Origin of the sequence: Quadrisphaera setariae (genome assembly GCF_008041935.1) — a bacterium.
Taxonomy (GTDB): Bacteria; Actinomycetota; Actinomycetes; order Actinomycetales; family Quadrisphaeraceae; genus Quadrisphaera; species Quadrisphaera setariae.
Window position 1 is genome coordinate 150,347 of record NZ_VKAC01000006.1, and the last position, 19,705, is coordinate 170,051.

Consider the following 19,705-nt stretch of genomic DNA (forward strand, 5'->3'; position numbering starts at 1 on the left):
CCTCCTCGCGACCCAGCTGGGAGGCACCTGATGAGCACCACCGAGAAGCACCACGGACCCACCGACGGGTCACCGCGCGCCGGATCGCGCGCCAGCACCGTCGCCACGCTCCTGCTCGCCACCGCCGTCGTGGTGGTCAGCGCCCTGGTGTGGTGGGGTCCGGTCTGGTTCTCAGCCCTCGACGACACCGGGGGTGAGGCGGCTCCCCAGCCGCTGGTCGGCGTGCTCGCGCTCGTGCTCGGCCTCCTGGCGATCGTCGGGTGGCGCACGGCGCCGCGTCGCTCGTGGCGGGTGGTGGACATCGTCGTCGCCAGCGTCCTCGGTGTGGCGATGGGCCTCGTCTTCACCGTCTGGAACCTCGGCTGGACGCCGATCTCCAACGCGCTCGCGTTCTTCCCGCCGGCGTCCGCTCTGCTCGTGGGCGTGTGGCTGTCCGCAGGCGTCGTCGGTGGCCTGGTGATCCGCAAGCCCGGCGCGGCGGTCTTCGTGGAGCTCGTGGCCGCGGTCGTCTCCGCCCTCGTCGGCAACCAGTGGGGCTTCGCCACCGTCTGGTACGGCCTGCTGCAGGGTCTGGGCGCCGAGGTGGTGCTGGCGGTGCTGCTCTACCGCCAGTGGGGCGTGGTCGCCGGGATCGGCGCGGGGGCTGGTGCCGGCGTCGTCGTCGGGATCCTCGACACCGTCCTGTACTACCCGGAGTTCGTGGTCGGTTGGAAGGTCGCCTACGTGGCCTTCGCGATCGCGTCGGGGATCGTCATCGCCGGTCTCGGAGGGTGGGCGCTGACCCGGGCGCTCGCCCGTACCGGGGCGCTGGCGCCGCTGGCCTCCGGCCGCAACGCCCAGCGGGTCTGACCCCGCCGTGGCGTCCGGCCCGCTGCTGCGCGCCCGCGGCTGGGGGTGGCGCTGGAACGCGCGCCGCGCCCACGCCGTGCGCGGCCTCGACCTCGACGTCGAGGCCGGTGAGCGCGTCCTCCTGCTCGGCGCGTCGGGGGCGGGCAAGTCGACGCTGCTAGCCGGTGTCGCCGGGCTGCTGGACGGCGGTCCGGACGGCACCGGCGAGGCCGAGGGGCAGCTCCTCCTCGACGGCGTGCCCGCGGCCGAGGCGCGGCTGCGGGCCGTCGCCGCGGGCGAGGGCCGCGCCCGGACGGGACTGCTCCTGCAGGACCCGCAGGCCCAGACGGTGCTGGCCCGCGTCGGCGACGACGTCGCCTTCGGGCTCGAGAACCACGGCGTGCCCGCGGAGCGCATCTGGCCCCGCGTCGACGCCGCTCTCGCGGACGTGGGGCTGACCCTCCCGCGCCAGCACTCCACGGCCCACCTGTCCGGGGGACAGCGCCAGCGCCTGGCGCTCGCCGGGGTGCTCGCCCTGGAGCCGCAGCTGCTCCTGCTCGACGAGCCGACCGCGATGCTCGACCCCGACGGCGCCGCCCGGCTGCGCGACGTCGTCGCCGAGCGCCTCGCGGCCACCGGCGCGGGCTGCCTGCTCGTGGAGCACCGCGTGGACCTCTGGGTGGAGCTGGTCGACCGCGTGGTGGTGCTGGCTCCCGGGGGCGGGGTGCTCGCCGACGGCCCCGTCGCCCGGGTGCTGGCCCAGCGCGGCGCCGAGCTGGCCGCCGCGGGCGTGTGGGTGCCGGGGCACCGACCCGCGCCCGTCCCCGCTGCTCCGCCCCGCCCCGGCGCCGCCGGGGCGGGGCCGCCCCTGCTGTCGCTCGACGACGTCGCGGTGGGCCGCCGCGGGAGCGGCGCCCCGGTGCTGAGCGCCGTCACGGCGGGCGTCCGCTCCGGGTCCGTGACGGCGCTGCGCGGCGTCAACGGGGCCGGCAAGTCGACCCTCGCCCTCGCGGTCGCGGGGCTCGCTGCGCCGGTGGCCGGGCGGGTCCGCGCCGAGCCGGTCCTGCTCGGCGTGGTGCCCCCGGCACCACCGCGCAGGCGCTGGCGCGACCGGCGCCAGGAGGCCTCCCCCGACGACCCGGCCCGCTGGGCGCCGCGCGACCTCGTCTCCCGGATCGGCTCGGTCTTCCAGGACCCGCGCCACCAGTTCGTCGCCCAGACCGTCACCGAGGAGCTGGCCGTCGGGCCGCGCCGCCTGGGCCTTCCCGAGGCCGAGGTCGCGGCGCGGGTGGAGGACCTGCTGCAGCGGCTCCAGCTCGACCGCCTCGCCCGGGCCAACCCCTTCACGCTCTCCGGCGGAGAGCAGCGGCGCCTCTCGGTGGCCACCGCGCTGGCCACCCGGCCCCGCCTCCTCGTGCTCGACGAGCCGACGTTCGGGCAGGACTCCCGCACCTGGGCGGAGCTGGTGGCCCTGCTCGCCGCACTGCGCGACGAGGGGGCCGCGGTGCTGGCGGCCACCCACGACGACGCCCTCTGCGCGGCGCTCGCCGACGCCACCTGGTGGGTCGGTGACGGGCGGTTGCGCGTGGAGGAGACCGCAGGGGGTTCCTCGGACACCACCCCGCCCCCTCCCACCACCACGACGACGACGAGCACCTCGCGCCGCCAGGAGGGCGCTGCGTGAGCACCGGTCTCCTCGACGCGGGCGCGGTGAGGTCCACCCCGCTGAGCCGCGCCAACCCGGTGGCGAAGCTGGCCGTGGCCACGGTGCTCGCCGTCGTCCTGCTCCTGTCGGTGGACGTGGTGACCGCCGGCACGGCGGTGGCGCTGGAGCTGCTGGCCCTGCCGCTGGTGGGACTGGGTGCGGCGGCGCTGGCGCGCCGCAGCACTCTGCTGGCGCTCGCCGCGGTGCCCACGGCGGTGCTGACGGCGCTGGTCGGCGTCGACTCGGGCTCCGTGCTGCTGGCCGCCGGGCCGCTGACCGTGACCACCGGCTCCCTGGAGGCGGGTGCTGCCGTGGGTCTGCGCGTGGTGGCGATCGCGCTGCCCGGCGTCGTCCTGCTCGCCACCACCGACCCCACCGACCTGGGGGACGCGCTCGCCCAGGTGCTGCGGCTGCCGGCGCGCTTCGTGCTGGCGGCGCTCGCGGCGTTCCGCGTGGTCGACGTGCTGGGCGAGGAGTGGCGGCAGCTGTCGCTGGCGCGCCGGGCCCGCGGGCTCGGCGGTGGCGGGGCGGTGGCCGCGGCGCGCGACGTGGCGGGACGGACCTTCGTGCTGCTCGTCATCGCGGTGCGCCGCGCGACGGTGCTGGCCACGGCGATGGAGGCGCGCGGCTTCGGCGCGGGGCCGGCGGAGCGCCGCACGTGGGCGCGCCCCAGCCGGATGCGCGGTGCCGACTGGACGGTCGTGGCGGGTGGGGTGCTGCTGGCGGCCCTGGCGACGACGGCGGGCGTGCTCGCCGGTACGTGGCGGCTGCTGCTCACCTGACGCGCATCCGCCGCTCCGGGGCCGTCGGAGGTCCGTGACAGAACTGTGACCCGGGCGAACCACGTGGTGGCCGTGCCGCATTACCACGATCCGCGAGGGGCGCGACACACGCGCGTCACACATGTGCAACCGAGGCGGAAACCTCTCAGGTCAACCTCCTCCTCGTGAGCGCAGAGACCGTGATGACCCGAGTGCCGACCCTCCGGGCGGCCGCCCCCCTCGCCGCCCCGGAGCAGGCTCCGAGCGCGGCCCTGCTGGCCCAGCCGTGGACGTTCCTCGCCGGCGGGCAGCGCCTCGTCGTGCGTCCCGCCCGCGTGCAGGACCTCCCGGTGCTGGCGTCCCTGCTCGTCCGCTGCAGTCCCACCACCCGCCTGGGCTGGTCCGGCCGCGGTGGCACCGTGCTGCCCCTGGTGCAGCAGGAGGCCTGGCTGCGCGAGCCCGGTGCCGTGGTCGTCGAGTCCGGCCCCGGTCGGGCGGTGGCCGTGGGCGCGCTGCGCCCGGCCACCTGCACCGGCGAGGAGGACCCCATCGCCATGGCCGCGGAGGTCCTCGTGCAGGACTCCTGGCAGCACCGCGGGATCGGCTCGACGCTGCTGGCGCACTTCGCGGGCGCCCTGCTCGTGCAGGGCCGCACCGAGCTCCAGGTCCACCCCGACGCCGACCCGGTGGCGGCCCAGGCGCTGCTGTCCGGGCTGGGAGGCCGGGTGCGCGGGCAGCGCCACGCGCACGGCCGCTGCCCGCGGGTCCACGTGCCGCGCACCGCGGTCGACTCCCTCGGCCCGCTGCGGGAGCTCTCCTACCGCTAGACCGTCCGGAGGCGGCGCTGAGCGGCTCGGGCTGGCCCGGTGGAGGGACCGGGAACAGACGGCGGCACCTGAGAGTTGAGTGAGACAGGCTCAAGAACGAGCCGCCCGGTTCGACAGAGCCGACCGGGCGCGCAAGACTTGAGCGGCACTCACTCAGCAGTCTGCTCTCAGGAGGAACCACCATGGCCCGAGCGGTCGGCATCGACCTGGGCACCACCAACTCCGTGGTCGCGGTGCTGGAGGGCGGCGAGCCCACTGTCATCGCCAACGCCGAGGGGGCCCGCACCACGCCGTCCGTCGTGGCGTTCGCCAAGTCCGGCGAGCCGCTGGTCGGAGAGATCGCCAAGCGCCAGGCGGTCACCAACGTCGACAGGACCATCTCGTCCGTCAAGCGCCACATGGGCACCGACTGGACCCAGGTCGTCGACGACAAGAAGTACACGGCGCAGGAGATCTCGGCCCGCGTGCTGCAGAAGCTCAAGCGCGACGCGGAGGAGTACCTCGGCGAGCCGGTGACCGACGCGGTCATCACGGTCCCCGCGTACTTCAACGACGCGCAGCGCCAGGCGACCAAGGAGGCCGGCGAGATCGCCGGCATGAACGTCCTGCGCATCATCAACGAGCCCACCGCTGCGGCCCTCGCCTACGGCCTGGACAAGGGCAAGGAGGACGAGCTCATCCTCGTCTTCGACCTGGGCGGCGGCACCTTCGACGTCTCCCTGCTCGAGGTCGGCAAGGACCCCGAGGACGGCTTCTCCACCATCCAGGTGCGCGCCACCTCCGGTGACAACCACCTCGGTGGTGACGACTGGGACGCCGCCATCCGCGACTGGCTGGTCAAGCAGGTGAAGAACAAGGAGGGGGTCGACCTCTCCAAGGACAAGATCGCGATGCAGCGCCTCCGCGAGGCCGCTGAGCAGGCGAAGAAGGAGCTCTCGTCCGCGACGAGCACCAACATCAGCCTGCAGTACCTCTCCATGACCGAGAACGGCCCGGTGCACCTCGACGAGAAGCTCACCCGCGCCGCCTTCGAGGACATGACGCGCTCCCTGCTCGAGCGCACCAAGGCCCCCTTCAACAGCGTCATCAAGGACGCCGACGTCAAGCTCAGCGACATCGACCACGTGGTGATGGTCGGCGGCTCCACCCGCATGCCCGCCGTCGGCGAGGTCGTGCGCGAGCTGACCGGCGGGCGCGAGCCCAACCGCGGCGTGAACCCCGACGAGGTCGTCGCCGTGGGTGCGGCCCTGCAGGCCGGCGTGCTGAAGGGCGAGCGCAAGGACGTCCTGCTCATCGACGTCACGCCGCTGAGCCTGGGCATCGAGACCAAGGGCGGGGTGATGACCAAGCTCATCGAGCGCAACACGGCCATCCCGACCAAGCGCTCGGAGGTCTTCACCACGGCTGACGACAACCAGCCCTCCGTGCTGATCCAGGTCTACCAGGGCGAGCGCCAGCTGGTCCGCGACAACAAGGCGCTGGGCACCTTCGACCTCACGGGCATCGCCCCCGCCCCGCGCGGCGTGCCGCAGATCGAGGTCACCTTCGACATCGACGCGAACGGCATCGTCCACGTCTCGGCGAAGGACCGCGGCACCGGCAAGGAGCAGCGCATGACGATCTCCGGGGGCAGCGCGCTGTCCAAGGAGGACATCGAGCGCATGGTCAAGGACGCCGAGGCCCACGCCGAGGAGGACGCCAAGCGCCGGGAGGAGGCCGAGGTCCGCAACTCCGCGGAGCAGCTGGCCTACTCCACCGAGAAGTTCGTCTCCGACAACACCGACAAGCTCCCCGAGGAGGGCGTGACCAAGGTCCGCGCCGCCATCGCCGAGCTCAAGACGGCGCTCGAGGGCGACGACATCGACGCCGTCAAGGCCAAGCAGGAGGAGCTGGCGAAGGTCAGCCAGGAGCTCGGCTCCGCCCTGTACAGCCAGGGCGACGCTGACGGCTCTGCCGCTGCCGGCGGTGCGGCTGGCGGTGCCGGTGCGGCAGGCCAGTCCTCGACGTCCGCCGCTGATGACGTGGTCGACGCCGAGGTCGTCGACGACGACACCGAGGGCCGCAAGTGACCGCTGGTCCCCAGCACCCCGCGCAGCCCGAGGAGCCGGTGGTCGTGCGCGACAAGCGCCGGCTCGACCCGGAGACCGGGGAGGTGCGCACCCCGCCCGGGGACCAGGTCCCCGGCGCGGGAGGCGGCCCCTCCGGCGCTGACCGGCCCGCGCAGGACGAGCGCGCCGCCGCCGCTGACGCCGAGGGCGTCGACGGCGCCGGCGACGAGCTCGCCACCGCGCGCGGCCTGGCCGAGGAGCGGCTGGGAGACCTCCAGCGGCTCCAGGCGGAGTACGTCAACTACCGGCGCCGGGTCGACCGGGACCGGGACGTCGCCCGCGCCTCGGCCACCACGAGCCTGCTCGAGGCGCTGCTGCCGGTCCTCGACGACGTCGAGCTGGCCCGCCAGCACGGCGACCTCGAGGGCGGACCGTTCGCGTCCATCAGCGACAAGCTGGAGGCGGCGCTCGCCCGCTTCGGGCTCTCGCGCTACGGCCAGGTCGGCGAGCAGTTCGACCCGTCCGTGCACGAGGCGCTGATGCACGCCGAGAGCACGGAGGTCACCGAGACGGTGGTGACCACCGTGCTGCAGCCCGGCTACAAGGTGGGGGAGAAGGTGCTGCGACCCGCCCGGGTCGCCGTGACCTCCCCCGCCTGAGACCCGACCAGACCCGACCCGCGCCCCGGCACCCCGGGGCGCGGGTCGGGGCGTTCCCGGAGGTACCGCATGGCCGGCCAGGACTGGCTCGAGAAGGACTTCTACAAGACCCTCGGCGTCTCCAGCGACGCCTCGCAGGACGACGTGCGCAAGGCCTACCGCAAGCTCGCTCGCACGCTGCACCCGGACGCCAACCCCGGGGACGCCTCCGCCGAGGCGCGCTTCAAGGAGGTCGGCGAGGCGTACTCGGTGCTCAACGACCCCGAGCAGCGCCAGCAGTACGACGCCGTGCGCGCCATGGCCGGTGGCCGGGCCCGCTTCTCCTCCGGTGGGGCCGGGCCGAGCGGCCCCGGTGGCGCGGCCGGCTTCGAGGACCTCTTCGGCGGGCTCTTCGGCGGCGGCGCGGGAGCCGGCCAGCGCGTCCGCTACGGCGCCCCCGGCCAGGGCGCTGGCGGTCCCGACATCGACGACCTGCTGGCCGGGATGTTCGGTGGTGCCGCCGGGCGCGGCGGGCCGGCCGGCTTCCAGGCGCCCGGTGGTGCGCCCGGTGGTCGCCGGGGCGCCGGGGTCGACCTCGACGCCGAGACGACGCTGCCCTTCGCCGAGGCCGTGGGCGGCTCGACCGTCACGCTGAGCGTGGACGGTCAGCCGCTGACCGCCCGGATCCCTCCGGGCGTGCGGGACGGCCAGCGCATCCGCCTGCGCGGCAAGGGGCGCCCCGGCCCCCGCGGTGGCGAGCCGGGCGACCTGTTCATCACCGTGCACGTGCAGCCCCACCCGGTCTTCACGCGCGACGGTGACGACCTGCGCGTGACCCTGCCGGTCACCTTCGACGAGGCCGCCCTCGGCGCCGAGGTCAGCGCCCCCACGCTGGACGGCGGTGCGGTGCGCCTCAAGGTGCCCGCGGGAACGCCCTCGGGGCGCACGCTGCGGGTCAAGGGCCGCGGCGTGCGCCGCGGCGAGCACACCGGCGACCTGCTCGTCACCACCCAGGTGGTGGTGCCCCAGCGGCTCGACGGTGCGGCGCGGGCCGCTGTGGAGGCCTTCCGCGAGGCCGGCGCCGGCTCCGACGGTGCCGACCCCCGCGCCGACCTGCTCGCGCGCGCCCGCGGCGCCGCTGGAGGGAGGTGACCCGTGGTGGACGCTGGTGACCAGCGCTCCAGCCTGCACCCGGACGCCGCCGTCTTCGTCATCTCCGTGGCCGCGGAGCTGGCGGGGATGCACCCGCAGACCCTGCGCCAGTACGACCGCCTGGGTCTCGTCTCCCCCTCGCGGGCCTCCGGCCGCGGGCGGCGGTACTCCCCTCGGAACGTGGTCATGCTGCGCGAGGTGCAGCGCCTGTCCCAGGAGGAGGGCGTCAACCTGGCGGGCATCAAGCGCATCCTCGAGCTGGAGGACCAGGTCAACGCCCTGCAGTCGCGCGTGGAGGAGCTCAGCGCCGAGCTGACCAGGGTCTACGACGCCCTCCAGCGCTCGCGACGGGTCTTCGCCGCGGGGCCCGCCGGTGACGTGGTCGCCGTGGAGCGCGGGCAGCGGCCGCAGCGCCCCGCGCGGCCCGCTCCGACCTTCGGGCCCTCGGGGGCCCTGGTCGTCTGGCGGCCACCGCCGCGCTGATCCGCCGGGCTGTCAGACCCTCTCCCTAGCCTTCCGAGCAGTGCCGACGACACCCCGTGGAGCAGGTCGAAGAGCCTCCGCTGGTCGAACACCTGTTCTACAGCGGGGTGGTCGGCGTGCAGGACTGGGGCCAAGTCACACGGGCCCCAGCCGTCACGACTGTCACATTTGTCATTTATGCTCGGACCTGCAGGCGACGACTGAGGAGGCGGCTCCGGTGATGCGTGTGGACCACAGGGTTGTCGAGGCCCTGGACGAGCACCGCCGTCTCATCGACGAGCAGGGGTGGTCGGTGGTCTCCGTCGGGGGCGCCGGTCGCCGCGCGCTGCCCTTCTCCCACACCGTGGGTCTCAACCGGCTGGGGCACCCCGAGCTGCTCGTCAGCGGCCGCGCTCCCGCCGAGGCCGGCTACCTGCTCGGGCTCCTCGGTGACGAGGTGCTCGCCGGGCGCCGCTTCCACGTCGGTGACCTCCTCCAGCGCGCCCCGTGGCCGTCGCTGCGGCTGCTGCGCGTCACCTCGCCGGACGCGCTCGTGGTGGCGCAGGCCGTCGCGTCCGACGACGTCGAGGTGCCGGCGCTCCAGGTGGTCTGGTGCGATGACGAGGGTCGCTGGCCGTGGGACGCGCACCGCCTCGCCGGCGCCGCGCACCAGCAGCTGTTCGCCCGCGCCCCGAAGGTCGCCGCTCCGCGCCAGCTCTGAGGAGCGGCTGGGGCGCCGTGGACGGGGTCCGGCAGGTGCCTCGGCTGCCTCAGCGCCAGTCGCGGGCCGACCTCTCGCCCCAGTAGGTGGCGGGCTCCTGCGCGAGCGGTGCGAGCGCCTGCAGGGCGTCGTCGTCGAGTTCGAGCCGTGCCGCAGCCGCACCACGGGCCACCTGCTCGGGCGTCACCGCCCCGGACAGCACCACGCCCGCCCACGGCTGCGCCAGGGCCGTGGCCAGCGCCAGCTGGTCGAGGCGCACGTCCACCCGGTGGGCCGCTCGCTGGGCGCCGGGGTCGCCGCCGGGGGCCAGCCGGCCGTTGGCCAGCACCTCCTTGACCACCACCAGCCAGCCTGCACCCGCGGCGTCGCCCAGTGCTGGCCCCGCGGAGGGCTCGAGCGGGTTCCACGTGGACTGCACCTCGCTGAAGAGCTGCTCGCCGTCGACGACGACTTCCAGCGCAGCGCGCACGACGTCCCCCTGGTGGGGGCCGGACGTCGACAGCCCGATCCGCAGACCCCGCTCGCGCTCAGCGGCCAGTGCGCGCAGCAGCGGGCCGTCGCGCAGGACCGGGCTGTCGGGGGTGACCGAGTGCACCTGGTAGAGGCGCAGGTGCTCGCCGAGGAGGTCGCGGGTCTGCGCCAGCTGCTCGGTGAAGGCGCCCAGGGAGTGGTCCTTCACCTCGTGGACCTCGGCGTCCATCCGCCAGCCGCCCACGTACCGGTAGCCCCACTTCGAGGCCACCACGAGCGAGGCGTCACCGGCGACGTCGGGGCGCGAGGCCAGCCAGTGCGCCAGGAACTCCTCCGCGCGCCCGTAGGAGCGGGCGGCGTCGAGGTGGCGCACCCCCGTGCTCCACGCCGCGCCGAGCACGGTGGCGGCGCGGTCGCGCATCGCCGCCACCGACCTGTCGGCGCCGAGGTCGCCGTCGCGTCCTGCTGTGATGTACGCGGGCCTGCCCAGCGCCGCCAGTCCCAGCCCGAGCCGCGCAGTCACGACCACGTCCTACCCGGCGGTGCACCAGCCCGCACCCCTCGTCCGCGCCGCGCCGCGCCGCGCCCCTCCCGACCGCGGCGTGGCCGACCACCCCCGCGGGCGCTAGCGTCGACGGGCGTGACCGACCTCGCCGCCAAGGCACAGACCCTGCTCGACCTGCACCGCGCCCCGGAGCTGCTGGTGCTCGCCAACGCCTGGGACGTCGTCTCCGCCCGCGCCGTGGCCGCCGTCGAGGGGACGAAGGCCATCGCCACGCCGAGCCACGGCATCGCCGCGACGTTCGGCTACGAGGACGGTGAGCAGATCCCGCTCGACCTCCACCTGGACATGGTCGCGCGCATCGCCGCTGACGTCGCCCTGCCGGTGACCATGGACTTCGAGGGCGGCTACGGCGACGCGGGCGAGACCACCTGTCGCGCGATCGCCGCCGGCGCGGTGGGCGGCAACCTCGAGGACGGGCTCAAGCCCCTGGAGGAGTCCGTGGCCGCCGTCGAGGCGAGCCTGCGCGCGGCCCGCGACGCCGGCGTGCCCGGGTTCGTGCTCAACGCCCGCACCGACGCCTTCACCAAGGCCCCTGCGGGGCAGGACCCGGCCGACACGCTCGCCGAGGCGATCACCCGGTGCAAGGCCTACCTGGAGGTCGGGGCTCCCGTGGTCTTCGTGCCGCGCGCGGCGCGGCGCGAGCACGTGGAGGCGCTCGTCTCCGAGCTCGGCCGCGGTGTGGTCACCCTCATCTCGATCCCCGGCGTGTCGCTGCCCACCCGTGAGCTCGAGGCCCTCGGCGTCGCCCGGGTCTCCACGGGGCCGTTCACGCAGCGCGTGGCGCTGACCGCCCTGCAGGACGCCACCGCGGAGCTGCTGGCCGGGGGCGTCCTGCCGCCCGGCACCCGCCCGCTCAACTGACGCTCGGCCGACGCTCCACCGACGTCGGCCGGTGGTCAGCGGCCCTCGCCGCTGGCCACCGGGTCGGGCTCCTCGCCGCGGTGGCGGTCGGTGGAGCGCCGCGCCTCCCGTCGCCGCTCCGCCGGGGGGACCGGCACCTCGCCCAGCACCACGACAGCGCCGCGCAGGCCCTTGGCGCTGTACATCGCCTCGTCGGCCCGCTCCTGCAGGGCCACGGCGTCGGTGGCGTGCAGGGGTGCGAGCGCCACGCCGGCGCTCGCACCCACCGAGGCGGTGGTGTGCCCCAGGCGCACGGGCCGGCTCAGCGCGCGGACCGCCTCCGCGGCCCGTGAGCGCGCCGCCTCGAGGCTGGCCCGGGGCACCACGAGCGCGAACTCGTCACCGCCGAGTCGGACCACCACCTCGCCCTCTCCCGCACCGTCGAGCAGGCGGCGGGCCAGCTCCACGAGCAGCTCGTCGCCGGCGGCGTGCCCGAGGCTGTCGTTGACGGCCTTGAACCTGTCGAGGTCGACGACCACCAGCGCCACGACGTCCCCCGCGTCCACGCCGGCCAGCGCCTCCTGCAGGGCGCGCCGGTTGCCGAGGCCGGTGAGCGCGTCGGTCATGGCCAGCGCCCGGATGGTGTTCAGCACGTCGAGCTGGCGGAAGACCACCACCGTCTTGGCGGTCATCAGCACCATCGTCACGAGCGCCGCCCACGCCGCGGCCGGGTTCAGCGGCGACACCAGGTGCCAGCTGAGCATCACGATGCTGCCCGCGGTGAGGGTGATGGGAGCGATGACGACGTCGGCCGTGCTCTCCAGCGCGGTCGCCCCTGCCGCCGGGTCCCGCAGGAGGGCCGCGGCGACCACCGCCACCACCACACCCACCCTCAGCGCGGCGGCGGTCACCGTCCCGGCCCCCGACCCCGCCGACCCGAGCAGCCCGGCGGCCTCCGCGGACAGGTGCAGCAGGGCCGCGGCGCCCAGCGCCCTCATCCGCGGGTCCTGCGGGCGCAGCAGGAGGGTGGAGGTGAGGCAGAAGCTGGCGGCGATCTCCGCGGCTCCCGCGGGCACGAGGACGACGGTCGCCCACGCGACCGACGCGCCGGAGGAGCGCTCGAGCAGGGGCGTCCCGATGGCCCAGGCCAGACCGAGGCCCATGGCCGCTCCGCTCGCGACGTCGAGCCAGCTGCGAGCCGTGGAGGTGATCAGGCGCCGGCGCAGGAGGCGCATCTGGACGGCGATGAGACCCGCGCTCAGGAGCAGGGAGGCCGTCGCGCTGAGCACCAGCGGCGCCGGGTCGCCCGTCAGCGGGGCGTCGTCTCCGACGGCGGCGAGCACCGCCAGCCCCGAGGCGACCAGTGCCGCGGCCGCGGCGCCGGCTCCTGCTCGCCTCCGCAGGCCCACGGCGGCCAGCACCGCGGCGGCCACGAGCGCCGCGACCCCCACGACAGCAGGGCTCAGGCTCCCCACGGACGACCCCCGCTCCACTGATCCCCCGGTCAGCGCCGCACCAGCGATCAGCGCAGCGCCGCATCCTCTCAGGCCCCGATCATGCGGGAGAGGCGGATGTGACAGGACCAGGCTGGCGGGCGCCTCGCCGCGCCCGGCAGGATCGGCCCATGGCAGACGAGTCCTCCTCCCCCTCCACCGGCGCGCGCGCCGACATCGGTGTCACCGGTCTGGCGGTGATGGGCCGCAACCTGGCCCGCAACTTCGCCCGCAACGGTCACGTGACCGCGCTGCACAACCGCACCCAGTCCCGGGTGGATGAGCTGGTCGCCCAGTTCGGGGCCGAGGGCGACTTCGTGGCCTCCACCGACCTGGCCTCCTTCGTGGCCTCCCTCAAGCGCCCCCGCCGCGTCATGATCATGGTGAAGGCCGGCAAGGCCACCGACGCCGTCATCGATGAGCTGGTGCCGCTGCTGGAGGAGGGCGACATCGTCATCGACGGCGGCAACGCCCACTTCGACGACACCCGCCGCCGCGAGCAGGCCCTGCGGGCCGAGGGCCTGCACTTCGTGGGCACCGGGGTCTCCGGGGGTGAGGAGGGGGCGCTGAACGGGCCGAGCATCATGCCCGGCGGCTCGAAGGAGTCCTACGAGGCCCTCGGCCCGATCCTGGAGTCCATCGCCGTCGACGTCGACGGCACCCCCTGCTGCACCTACGTCGGCCCCGACGGGGCGGGGCACTTCGTGAAGATGGTGCACAACGGCATCGAGTACGCCGACATGCAGCTGATCGCTGAGGCCTACGACCTGCTGCGCCAGGGACTGGGCAAGACCCCCGCGGAGCTGGCGGAGGTGTTCCGCACCTGGAACGAGGGGGACCTGGAGTCCTTCCTCATCGAGATCACCGCCACGGTGCTGGACAAGGTGGACGCCGAGACCGGCAAGGCGCTGGTGGACGTCATCGTCGATGCCGCCGAGCAGAAGGGCACCGGGCGCTGGACGGTGCAGACCGCCCTGGAGCTGGGTGTTCCCACCACCGGCATCGCCGAGGCCGTCTTCGCCCGGTCGCTGTCGGGCTCGGTGGACCAGCGCAAGGCCGTGCAGGCCGCGGGCACCCTGGTCGGTCCGAGCGGCGCTTCCCTGACCGGCGCTGAGGCCGAGGGCTTCGTCGAGGCGGTCCGCGACGCGTTGTACGCCTCCAAGGTGGTGGCCTACGCGCAGGGCTTCGACATGATCCAGGCCGGGTCTGACCAGTACGGCTGGGACGTGGACAAGGGCGCGATGGCCACCATCTGGCGCGGGGGCTGCATCATCCGCGCGCAGTTCCTGAACCGGATCAAGGAGGCCTACGACAAGGACGCCGCGCTGGCTTCGTTGCTGCTGGATGACTACTTCGCCTCGGCGGTGAGCAACGCCCAGGACTCCTGGCGCCGCGTGGTGGCCACCGCGGTGCGCCTGGGGGTGCCGGTGCCGGGCTTCTCGAGCGCCCTGGCGTACTACGACGGGCTGCGTCGTGAGCGGTTGGGGGCGGCGCTGGTGCAGGGTCAGCGCGACCTGTTCGGGGCGCACACCTACGGGCGGGTGGACAAGGAGGGGACCTACCACACGCTGTGGTCCGGTGACGGCTCCGAGGAGCGCCAGGACACCGCCGGCCAGGGGAGCCACAACCCCCACTGACGCACGTCGTCCGCCCACAGGCGGGTGTCGCTGCTGCCCTGTCCACAGGGCCCGGCGGCACCCGCCTGCTGCTGTCCCCGCTCGCCACCAGCCTGGCGGCGAGCGGGTCGGGCGACCCGCAGCGAGGCGGGTGCAGCGGTGGGACAGGTGTACCGAGGACCGTGGGACGGCTCGGGGTGCGCGTGCGGACGGCCGGGGTGCGACGGGTCGGGTCCGCGCGACGAGTGGCAGGAGCTGCTCGACCAGCTCCACGAGGACCTCAGCGACGACGGCGACGACGGCGCCTGGCCCGAGGAGGACCTCCACCTCGACGACGACGGAGGTGGCTGGGGGGCCAGCCCCTTCGGCCAGGGACCGCCGCGCACCGCGGAGGAGCTGCTCTCGGACGCGGGTGGAGCGCTCCGCACCGGCGGGCGGACCACCGCGGCCCAGGTGCTGGCCGCCGGCCGCGAGGACGAGGTGGACCTCGCCGTGAGGGCGCTGCTGCTGGAAGCGCTCGAGCGCCGCTGGGACCGGGGGTGGGAGCCCGCCGACGTGCTCCGCTGGACGCGCCGGCACCTGGGGGCCGACCGGGTGCCGCTGGCGGGACTCGCGGTCGGGGCCGAGCTGGCGCGGCGGGGCCGGGCCGACCTGCCCCGGCGCTTCCGCCGGCAGGTGGAGGCCGCGGGCGTCGACGTGCGCGAGGCGTCGGCCGGCTTCCTGCGCGACGCGGGGGCGGACCAGCGAGCGCTGGACGCCGCGGGGGCGCTGTGGGCGCCGGTCTGGGCCGTCGTCGCCGCCCAGGCCCTCGAGCTGGCGCTGGAGCTGGACCGGCAGCCGGCGCTGCCGGTCATCGGCACGGCCCCCGACGGGTCCCCGTGGGCCGGGACGGACGCGGCGCTCCAGGGCGCGGACCTGAGGGTGCTCGAGCGGGTGCGCCTGCTGCTGGCCAAGGCTGAGTCGACGGCCTTCCCCGCCGAGGCCGAGGCCCTCACCGCGGCGGCGCAGAGCCTCGTGACGCGGCACAGCCTCGAGGCCGCGCTGGCAGCCGCCAGCGGCTCGCGCACCGGTGGCGCTCCCCCAGCGCCGAGCGGGGTGCGGATCGGCGTGGACGCCCCCTACGAGGGGCAGAAGGCGGCGCTGCTGGCGGCGGTGGCGCGCGCCAACCGGTGCAGCGCGGTGTGGCTGCGGTACGTGGGCTGCTCCGCGGTGGTCGGGTTCGCCGCGGACCTCGCCGCCGTGGAGGTGCTCTTCGCCTCGCTGCTGACGCAGGCCGTGCGCGGGATGACGGCAGCGGGCGCTGACGTGCGCCCCGGCTCCCGCTCGCGCCGCCCGGAGTTCCGCCGGGCCTACCTGGAGTCCTTCGCCCGCCGCATCGGCCAGCGCCTCGACGAGGCAGCGCGGACGGGTGACGCGGAGGTGACCGACGCCCGGCTGCTCCCGGCCCTGCGGGAGCGGGCCGCGGCCGTGGACGCGGCGGTGGCCGACGCCTTCCCCGACCTCGTCACCCGCCGCGGACCGCGGACGCTGGACCGGGCCGGGTGGGCCTCGGGCTGGGCGGCCGCCGAGCTGGCCTCGCTGGACGCCGGGCAGGCCGTCACCGGGAGGGCCGCTCTGCCGAGCGCCGAGGGCGCCTGACACCGGTCCGGCTCCGGCCGGGACCCCGGGCCGGACTCCGAGCCCGGCGGCCCGCGTCCGGTGCGGCGCCCACCACCTGCGGGCGGGAGGGAGTGCAGCACCGGTCGCGGGGTAGGGCAGGCGAGAGCCGGTGGAGCAGTCGCTGGTGCAGGCCTCAGACCGAGGAGCCCCGCGTGTACCTCCACGTCCAGCAGCTCATCCACGACATCGCCCAGGACGAGCCGGACCCCGCGGCCGCCAACGCCCTGCAGGAGGGGCTCGGGGGCCAGTTCGGCGAGATGCGGACGATGATGCAGTACCTGTTCCAGTCGATGAACTTCCGCGGCGACCCCCGCTCGAAGCCCTACAAGGACCTCATGCAGGGCATCGGCACCGAGGAGATCAGCCACGTCGAGCTCATCGGGACGACCATCGCGCGCCTCACGGACGGTTCGCCGCGCTACCAGGGGAAGCAGACCGACCCCCTGGACGCCCCCGGCGGCGGCGGGGCCACCCCGCTGGCGAGCGCGCTGACCGAGGGCAACATCCACCACTACCTCGTGGGGGCGCAGGGTGCGCTCCCGGTCGACTCGGCCGGGAACCCGTGGAGCGGCTCCTACGTCTACAACTCGGGCAACCTCGTGCTCGACCTGCTCTACAACCTCATGCTCGAGTCGACGGGGCGACTGCAGAAGTGCCGCCTGTACGAGATGACGAGCAACAAGACCGCCCGCTCGACCATCTCGTACCTGATCGTCCGCGACCAGGCGCACGAGAACGCCTACGCGCGGGCGCTGGAGACCCTCGGCGTGGACTGGAAGAAGACCCTGCCGATCCCGAAGACGAACGCCGAGCGGTTCCCCGAGGTCGCCGCTCTGGTGGAGCAGGGCCTGCAGAGCGTCAACTACACGTTCGACCTCACGGGGGCGAGCGAGGCGAGCAAGATCCTGCGCGGACCGTCGCCGTCGAACGACGGGACCGAGCTCTCGGTGCCCCGCCAGGCGCCCGAGGGCGGTGAGCCGACCACCGTGGCCCCGCCGCGCTTCGAGGAGTACGCCCCGGGTGCGGACCCCGAGCTGCTCGACCTCATCGCGGCGACGGCCGAGCTCGAGGCCGCTGAGGTGGAGAACACCTTCGAGGCGGTCAGCAAGGGCTGAGCCGCTCGCCCGAGGGCGGGAACAGGGGTGGTGCGGACGGGGTTGAGTCTCATAGGCTCAAGTCGTTCGCACCACTCCCGGAGGTCCTGTGGAGCTCAAGCTCACCACCAAGAGCCAGGAGGCCCTGGCCGCTGCCGCGTCCAGCGCCGTGGAGGCCGGGCACGCCCACGTGCTGCCCGCCCACCTCGCCCTGGCCCTGCTCGAGCAGGACGGCATCGCTGCCGCCCTGCTGGCCGCCACCGGCGCCCAGGTCTCGCCCGTGCGCGAGCAGCTGCGCGCCCAGCTCGCCGCCCTGCCCTCAGCGTCCGGCGCCACGGTGGCCACGCCCCAGCTCTCCCGCCCCGCGCTGCAGGCCCTCACCGCCGCCCGCACCGCCAGCGAGGCCCACGGAGACTCCTTCGTCTCCGCCGACCACCTGCTCGTCGGGCTGGCCAGCGTCGAGGGCCCCGAGTCGGTCGCCCCGCTCCTGGCCCGCGCCGGCGCCACCCGCGACGCGCTCATCGAGGCGCTCCCGGGCGTGCGAGGCGGTGCCCAGGTCACCAGCGCCGACCCCGAGGGCACCTTCAAGGCCCTGGAGCAGTACGGCGTCGACCTCACCGCCCGTGCCCGCGACGGCAAGATCGACCCGGTGATCGGTCGCGACGCCGAGATCCGCCGCGTGGTGCAGGTGCTGGCCCGCCGCACCAAGAACAACCCCGTCCTCATCGGCGAGCCCGGCGTCGGCAAGACCGCCGTCGTCGAGGGCCTGGCCCAGCGCATCGTCGACGGCGACGTGCCCGAGTCGCTGCGGGGGCGCCGCCTCATCAGCCTCGACCTCGGCGCCATGCTCGCCGGCGCCAAGTACCGCGGTGAGTTCGAGGAGCGCCTCAAGTCCGTCCTCGACGAGATCAAGGGCTCCGACGGCGAGGTCATCACCTTCATCGACGAGCTGCACACCGTCGTGGGCGCCGGCGCCTCCGGCGGCGAGGGCGGCCTCGACGCCGGCAACATGCTCAAGCCCATGCTGGCCCGCGGCGAGCTGCGCCTCGTGGGCGCCACCACGCTGTCCGAGTACCGCGAGCGCATCGAGAAGGACGCCGCCCTGGAGCGCCGCTTCCAGCAGGTCTTCGTGGGCGAGCCCTCCGTGGAGGACACCGTCGCCATCCTGCGCGGCCTCAACGAGCGCTACGAGGCCCACCACGGAGTGGAGATCACCGACGCCGCGCTCGTGGCCGCCGCCACCCTCTCGGACCGGTACATCACCGGCCGCCAGCTGCCCGACAAGGCCATCGACCTCGTCGACGAGGCCGCCTCGCGCCTGCGCATGGAGATCGACTCCTCTCCCGAGGAGATCGACGCCCTGCGCCGCTCCACCGACCGCCTGCGCATGGAGGAGATGGCGCTGGCGGCCGAGACCGACCCGGCCTCCCTGGAGCGGCTGGAGCGGCTGCGCGCCGACCTGGCCGACCGCACCGAGCAGCTGGCCGCGCTCACCGCGCGGTGGGAGCAGCAGAAAGCCGGCCTCAACCGGGTCGGTGAGCTGAAGCAGCGCCTCGACGACGCCCGCTCCCGCTTCGAGCGCGCCTACCGCGACCTCGACTACGCCGCGGCCTCCCGCATCCAGTACGAGGAGATCCCCTCCCTGGAGCGCGACCTCGCCGAGGCCCAGGCCGCCGAGGAGGGCGGGGGTGCCGCTGCCGGTGGTGAGCCGCTGGTCGGCGAGCGCGTCGGCCCCGACGACATCGCCGCCGTCGTCGCCGCCTGGACGGGCATCCCCGTGGGCCGGCTGCTGGAGGGCGAGACCTCGAAGCTGCTGCGCATGGAGGAGGTGCTCGGGCAGCGCCTGGTCGGGCAGCACGAGGCGGTGCGCGCCGTCTCCGACGCCGTTCGCCGCGCCCGCGCGGGCATCTCCGACCCCGACCGGCCCACCGGCTCCTTCCTCTTCCTGGGGCCCACGGGCGTCGGCAAGACCGAGCTGGCGAAGTCCCTCGCGGACTTCCTCTTCGACGACGAGCGCGCCATGGTGCGCATCGACATGTCCGAGTACGGCGAGAAGCACTCCGTGGCCCGGCTCGTCGGCGCGCCTCCCGGCTACGTCGGCTACGAGGCGGGCGGCCAGCTCACCGAGGCCGTGCGGCGCCGCCCGTACAGCGTGGTCCTGCTCGACGAGGTGGAGAAGGCCCACCCGGAGGTCTTCGACGTGCTGCTGCAGGTCATGGACGACGGCCGCCTCACCGACGGCCAGGGCCGCACGGTGGACTTCCGCAGCACCATCCTGGTGCTGACGTCCAACCTCGGCAGCCAGTTCCTCGTCGACTCCTCGCTCAGCCCGGAGCGGCAGCGCGAGGGCGTCATGGCCGCTGTGCGGGCCGCGTTCAAGCCGGAGTTCCTCAACCGGCTCGACGAGGTGGTCCTCTTCGACGCGCTGTCCACCGACGACCTCGCCCGGATCGTCGACCTCCACGTCGACGCCCTGGCCCGCCGCCTGGCCGACCGCCGCCTGCAGCTGCACGTCACGCCGGCGGCGCGCGAGCTGCTCGCGCTGGAGGGCTGGGACCCCGCGTACGGCGCGCGCCCGCTGCGCCGGCTCGTGCAGCGCGAGATCGGTGACGCCCTGGCCCGCGAGCTGCTCTCGGGCACCGTCCAGGACGGTGACGCGGTGCTCGTGGACACCTCCTCCGACCCGCTCGGGGTGGGCCGTGACCGCCGCTCGCTGAGCGTGCGGCGGCTCGAGCCCGGTGAGGCGGTCCCGGAGGCGGGCGCCCGCCAGGACGCGCCGTCCGACGGCGACCAGATGAGGGCGCTGCCCAGCGCCTGATCCGCCT

General features: G+C 75.0%; 16 protein-coding genes. 14 read left to right on the plus strand and 2 right to left on the minus strand.

The annotated features are described in order from the left end of the window. The first annotated feature begins 30 nt into the window (after nt 1-30). From FMM08_RS11310 to FMM08_RS11350, 9 genes are all read left to right on the plus strand, one after another. Nucleotides 31-849 carry an ECF transporter S component gene (locus FMM08_RS11310; protein WP_147926466.1) on the plus strand — a complete coding sequence of 273 codons (819 nt, stop codon included), beginning with the start codon at nt 31-33 and terminating at the stop codon, nt 847-849. A 7-nt stretch (nt 850-856) separates the two neighbouring features. Then, nucleotides 857-2,512, plus strand: coding sequence for an ABC transporter ATP-binding protein (locus tag FMM08_RS11315; protein WP_147926467.1), 1,656 nt, complete (start codon nt 857-859; stop codon nt 2,510-2,512). Then, a complete protein-coding gene (locus FMM08_RS11320) occupies nt 2,509-3,315 on the plus strand; it encodes an energy-coupling factor transporter transmembrane component T family protein (RefSeq protein ID WP_147926468.1) in 807 nt (268 codons plus the stop codon). The genes FMM08_RS11315 and FMM08_RS11320 overlap by 4 nt, the downstream gene beginning before the upstream one ends. A gap of 164 nt (nt 3,316-3,479) precedes the next feature. Beyond that, nucleotides 3,480-4,121 (plus strand): GNAT family N-acetyltransferase, encoded by a 642-nt coding sequence (locus FMM08_RS11325; protein WP_147926469.1) that lies wholly within the window; start codon nt 3,480-3,482, stop codon nt 4,119-4,121. Nucleotides 4,122-4,303: 182 nt separating this feature from the next. Further along, nucleotides 4,304-6,190, plus strand: coding sequence for a molecular chaperone DnaK (gene dnaK, locus FMM08_RS11330; protein WP_147926470.1), 1,887 nt, complete (start codon nt 4,304-4,306; stop codon nt 6,188-6,190). Next, nucleotides 6,187-6,828 carry a nucleotide exchange factor GrpE gene (gene grpE / locus FMM08_RS11335; RefSeq protein WP_147926471.1) on the plus strand — a complete coding sequence of 214 codons (642 nt, stop codon included), beginning with the start codon at nt 6,187-6,189 and terminating at the stop codon, nt 6,826-6,828. Before dnaK ends, grpE begins: the two co-directional genes overlap by 4 nt. Nucleotides 6,829-6,897: 69 nt before the next feature. Beyond that, complete coding sequence (locus FMM08_RS11340) at nt 6,898-7,959, plus strand: DnaJ C-terminal domain-containing protein (protein WP_147926472.1); 1,062 nt, start codon at nt 6,898-6,900, stop codon at nt 7,957-7,959. A gap of 6 nt (nt 7,960-7,965) precedes the next feature. After that, nucleotides 7,966-8,442, plus strand: coding sequence for a heat shock protein transcriptional repressor HspR (locus FMM08_RS23950; RefSeq protein WP_304653981.1), 477 nt, complete (start codon nt 7,966-7,968; stop codon nt 8,440-8,442). A gap of 226 nt (nt 8,443-8,668) precedes the next feature. Beyond that, nucleotides 8,669-9,142, plus strand: coding sequence for a DUF4262 domain-containing protein (locus FMM08_RS11350; protein WP_187279698.1), 474 nt, complete (start codon nt 8,669-8,671; stop codon nt 9,140-9,142). Between the two features lie 49 nt (nt 9,143-9,191). On the opposite strand, the gene FMM08_RS11355 is transcribed toward FMM08_RS11350, so the two are convergent. Further along, nucleotides 9,192-10,136, minus strand: coding sequence for an aldo/keto reductase (locus FMM08_RS11355; RefSeq protein ID WP_147926474.1), 945 nt, complete (start codon nt 10,134-10,136; stop codon nt 9,192-9,194). Nucleotides 10,137-10,253: 117 nt separating this feature from the next. On the opposite strand from FMM08_RS11355, the gene FMM08_RS11360 reads away from it, so the two are divergent. Continuing rightward, complete coding sequence (locus FMM08_RS11360) at nt 10,254-11,039, plus strand: isocitrate lyase/PEP mutase family protein (protein WP_147926475.1); 786 nt, start codon at nt 10,254-10,256, stop codon at nt 11,037-11,039. Between the two features lie 35 nt (nt 11,040-11,074). Here the strand turns inward: FMM08_RS11360 and FMM08_RS11365 are convergent, their stop codons facing one another. Next, complete coding sequence (locus tag FMM08_RS11365; RefSeq protein ID WP_147926476.1) at nt 11,075-12,493, minus strand: GGDEF domain-containing protein; 1,419 nt, start codon at nt 12,491-12,493, stop codon at nt 11,075-11,077. Between the two features lie 149 nt (nt 12,494-12,642). Between FMM08_RS11365 and gnd the strand changes: the two genes are divergently transcribed. From gnd to clpB, 4 genes are all read left to right on the plus strand, one after another. After that, nucleotides 12,643-14,148: an NADP-dependent phosphogluconate dehydrogenase gene (gnd, locus tag FMM08_RS11370; RefSeq protein ID WP_147926477.1), complete on the plus strand. Its 1,506-nt coding sequence runs from the start codon at nt 12,643-12,645 to the stop codon at nt 14,146-14,148. A 147-nt stretch (nt 14,149-14,295) separates the two neighbouring features. Beyond that, nucleotides 14,296-15,765 (plus strand): DUF2786 domain-containing protein, encoded by a 1,470-nt coding sequence (locus FMM08_RS11375; RefSeq protein WP_187279699.1) that lies wholly within the window; start codon nt 14,296-14,298, stop codon nt 15,763-15,765. 173 nt (nt 15,766-15,938) lie between these two features. Further along, on the plus strand, nt 15,939-16,901 hold the full coding sequence (locus tag FMM08_RS11380) for a manganese catalase family protein (protein WP_147926479.1): 963 nt from the start codon (nt 15,939-15,941) through the stop codon (nt 16,899-16,901). Between the two features lie 88 nt (nt 16,902-16,989). Beyond that, on the plus strand, nt 16,990-19,698 hold the full coding sequence (gene clpB / locus FMM08_RS11385; RefSeq protein ID WP_147926480.1) for an ATP-dependent chaperone ClpB: 2,709 nt from the start codon (nt 16,990-16,992) through the stop codon (nt 19,696-19,698). Nucleotides 19,699-19,705 lie beyond the last annotated feature (7 nt).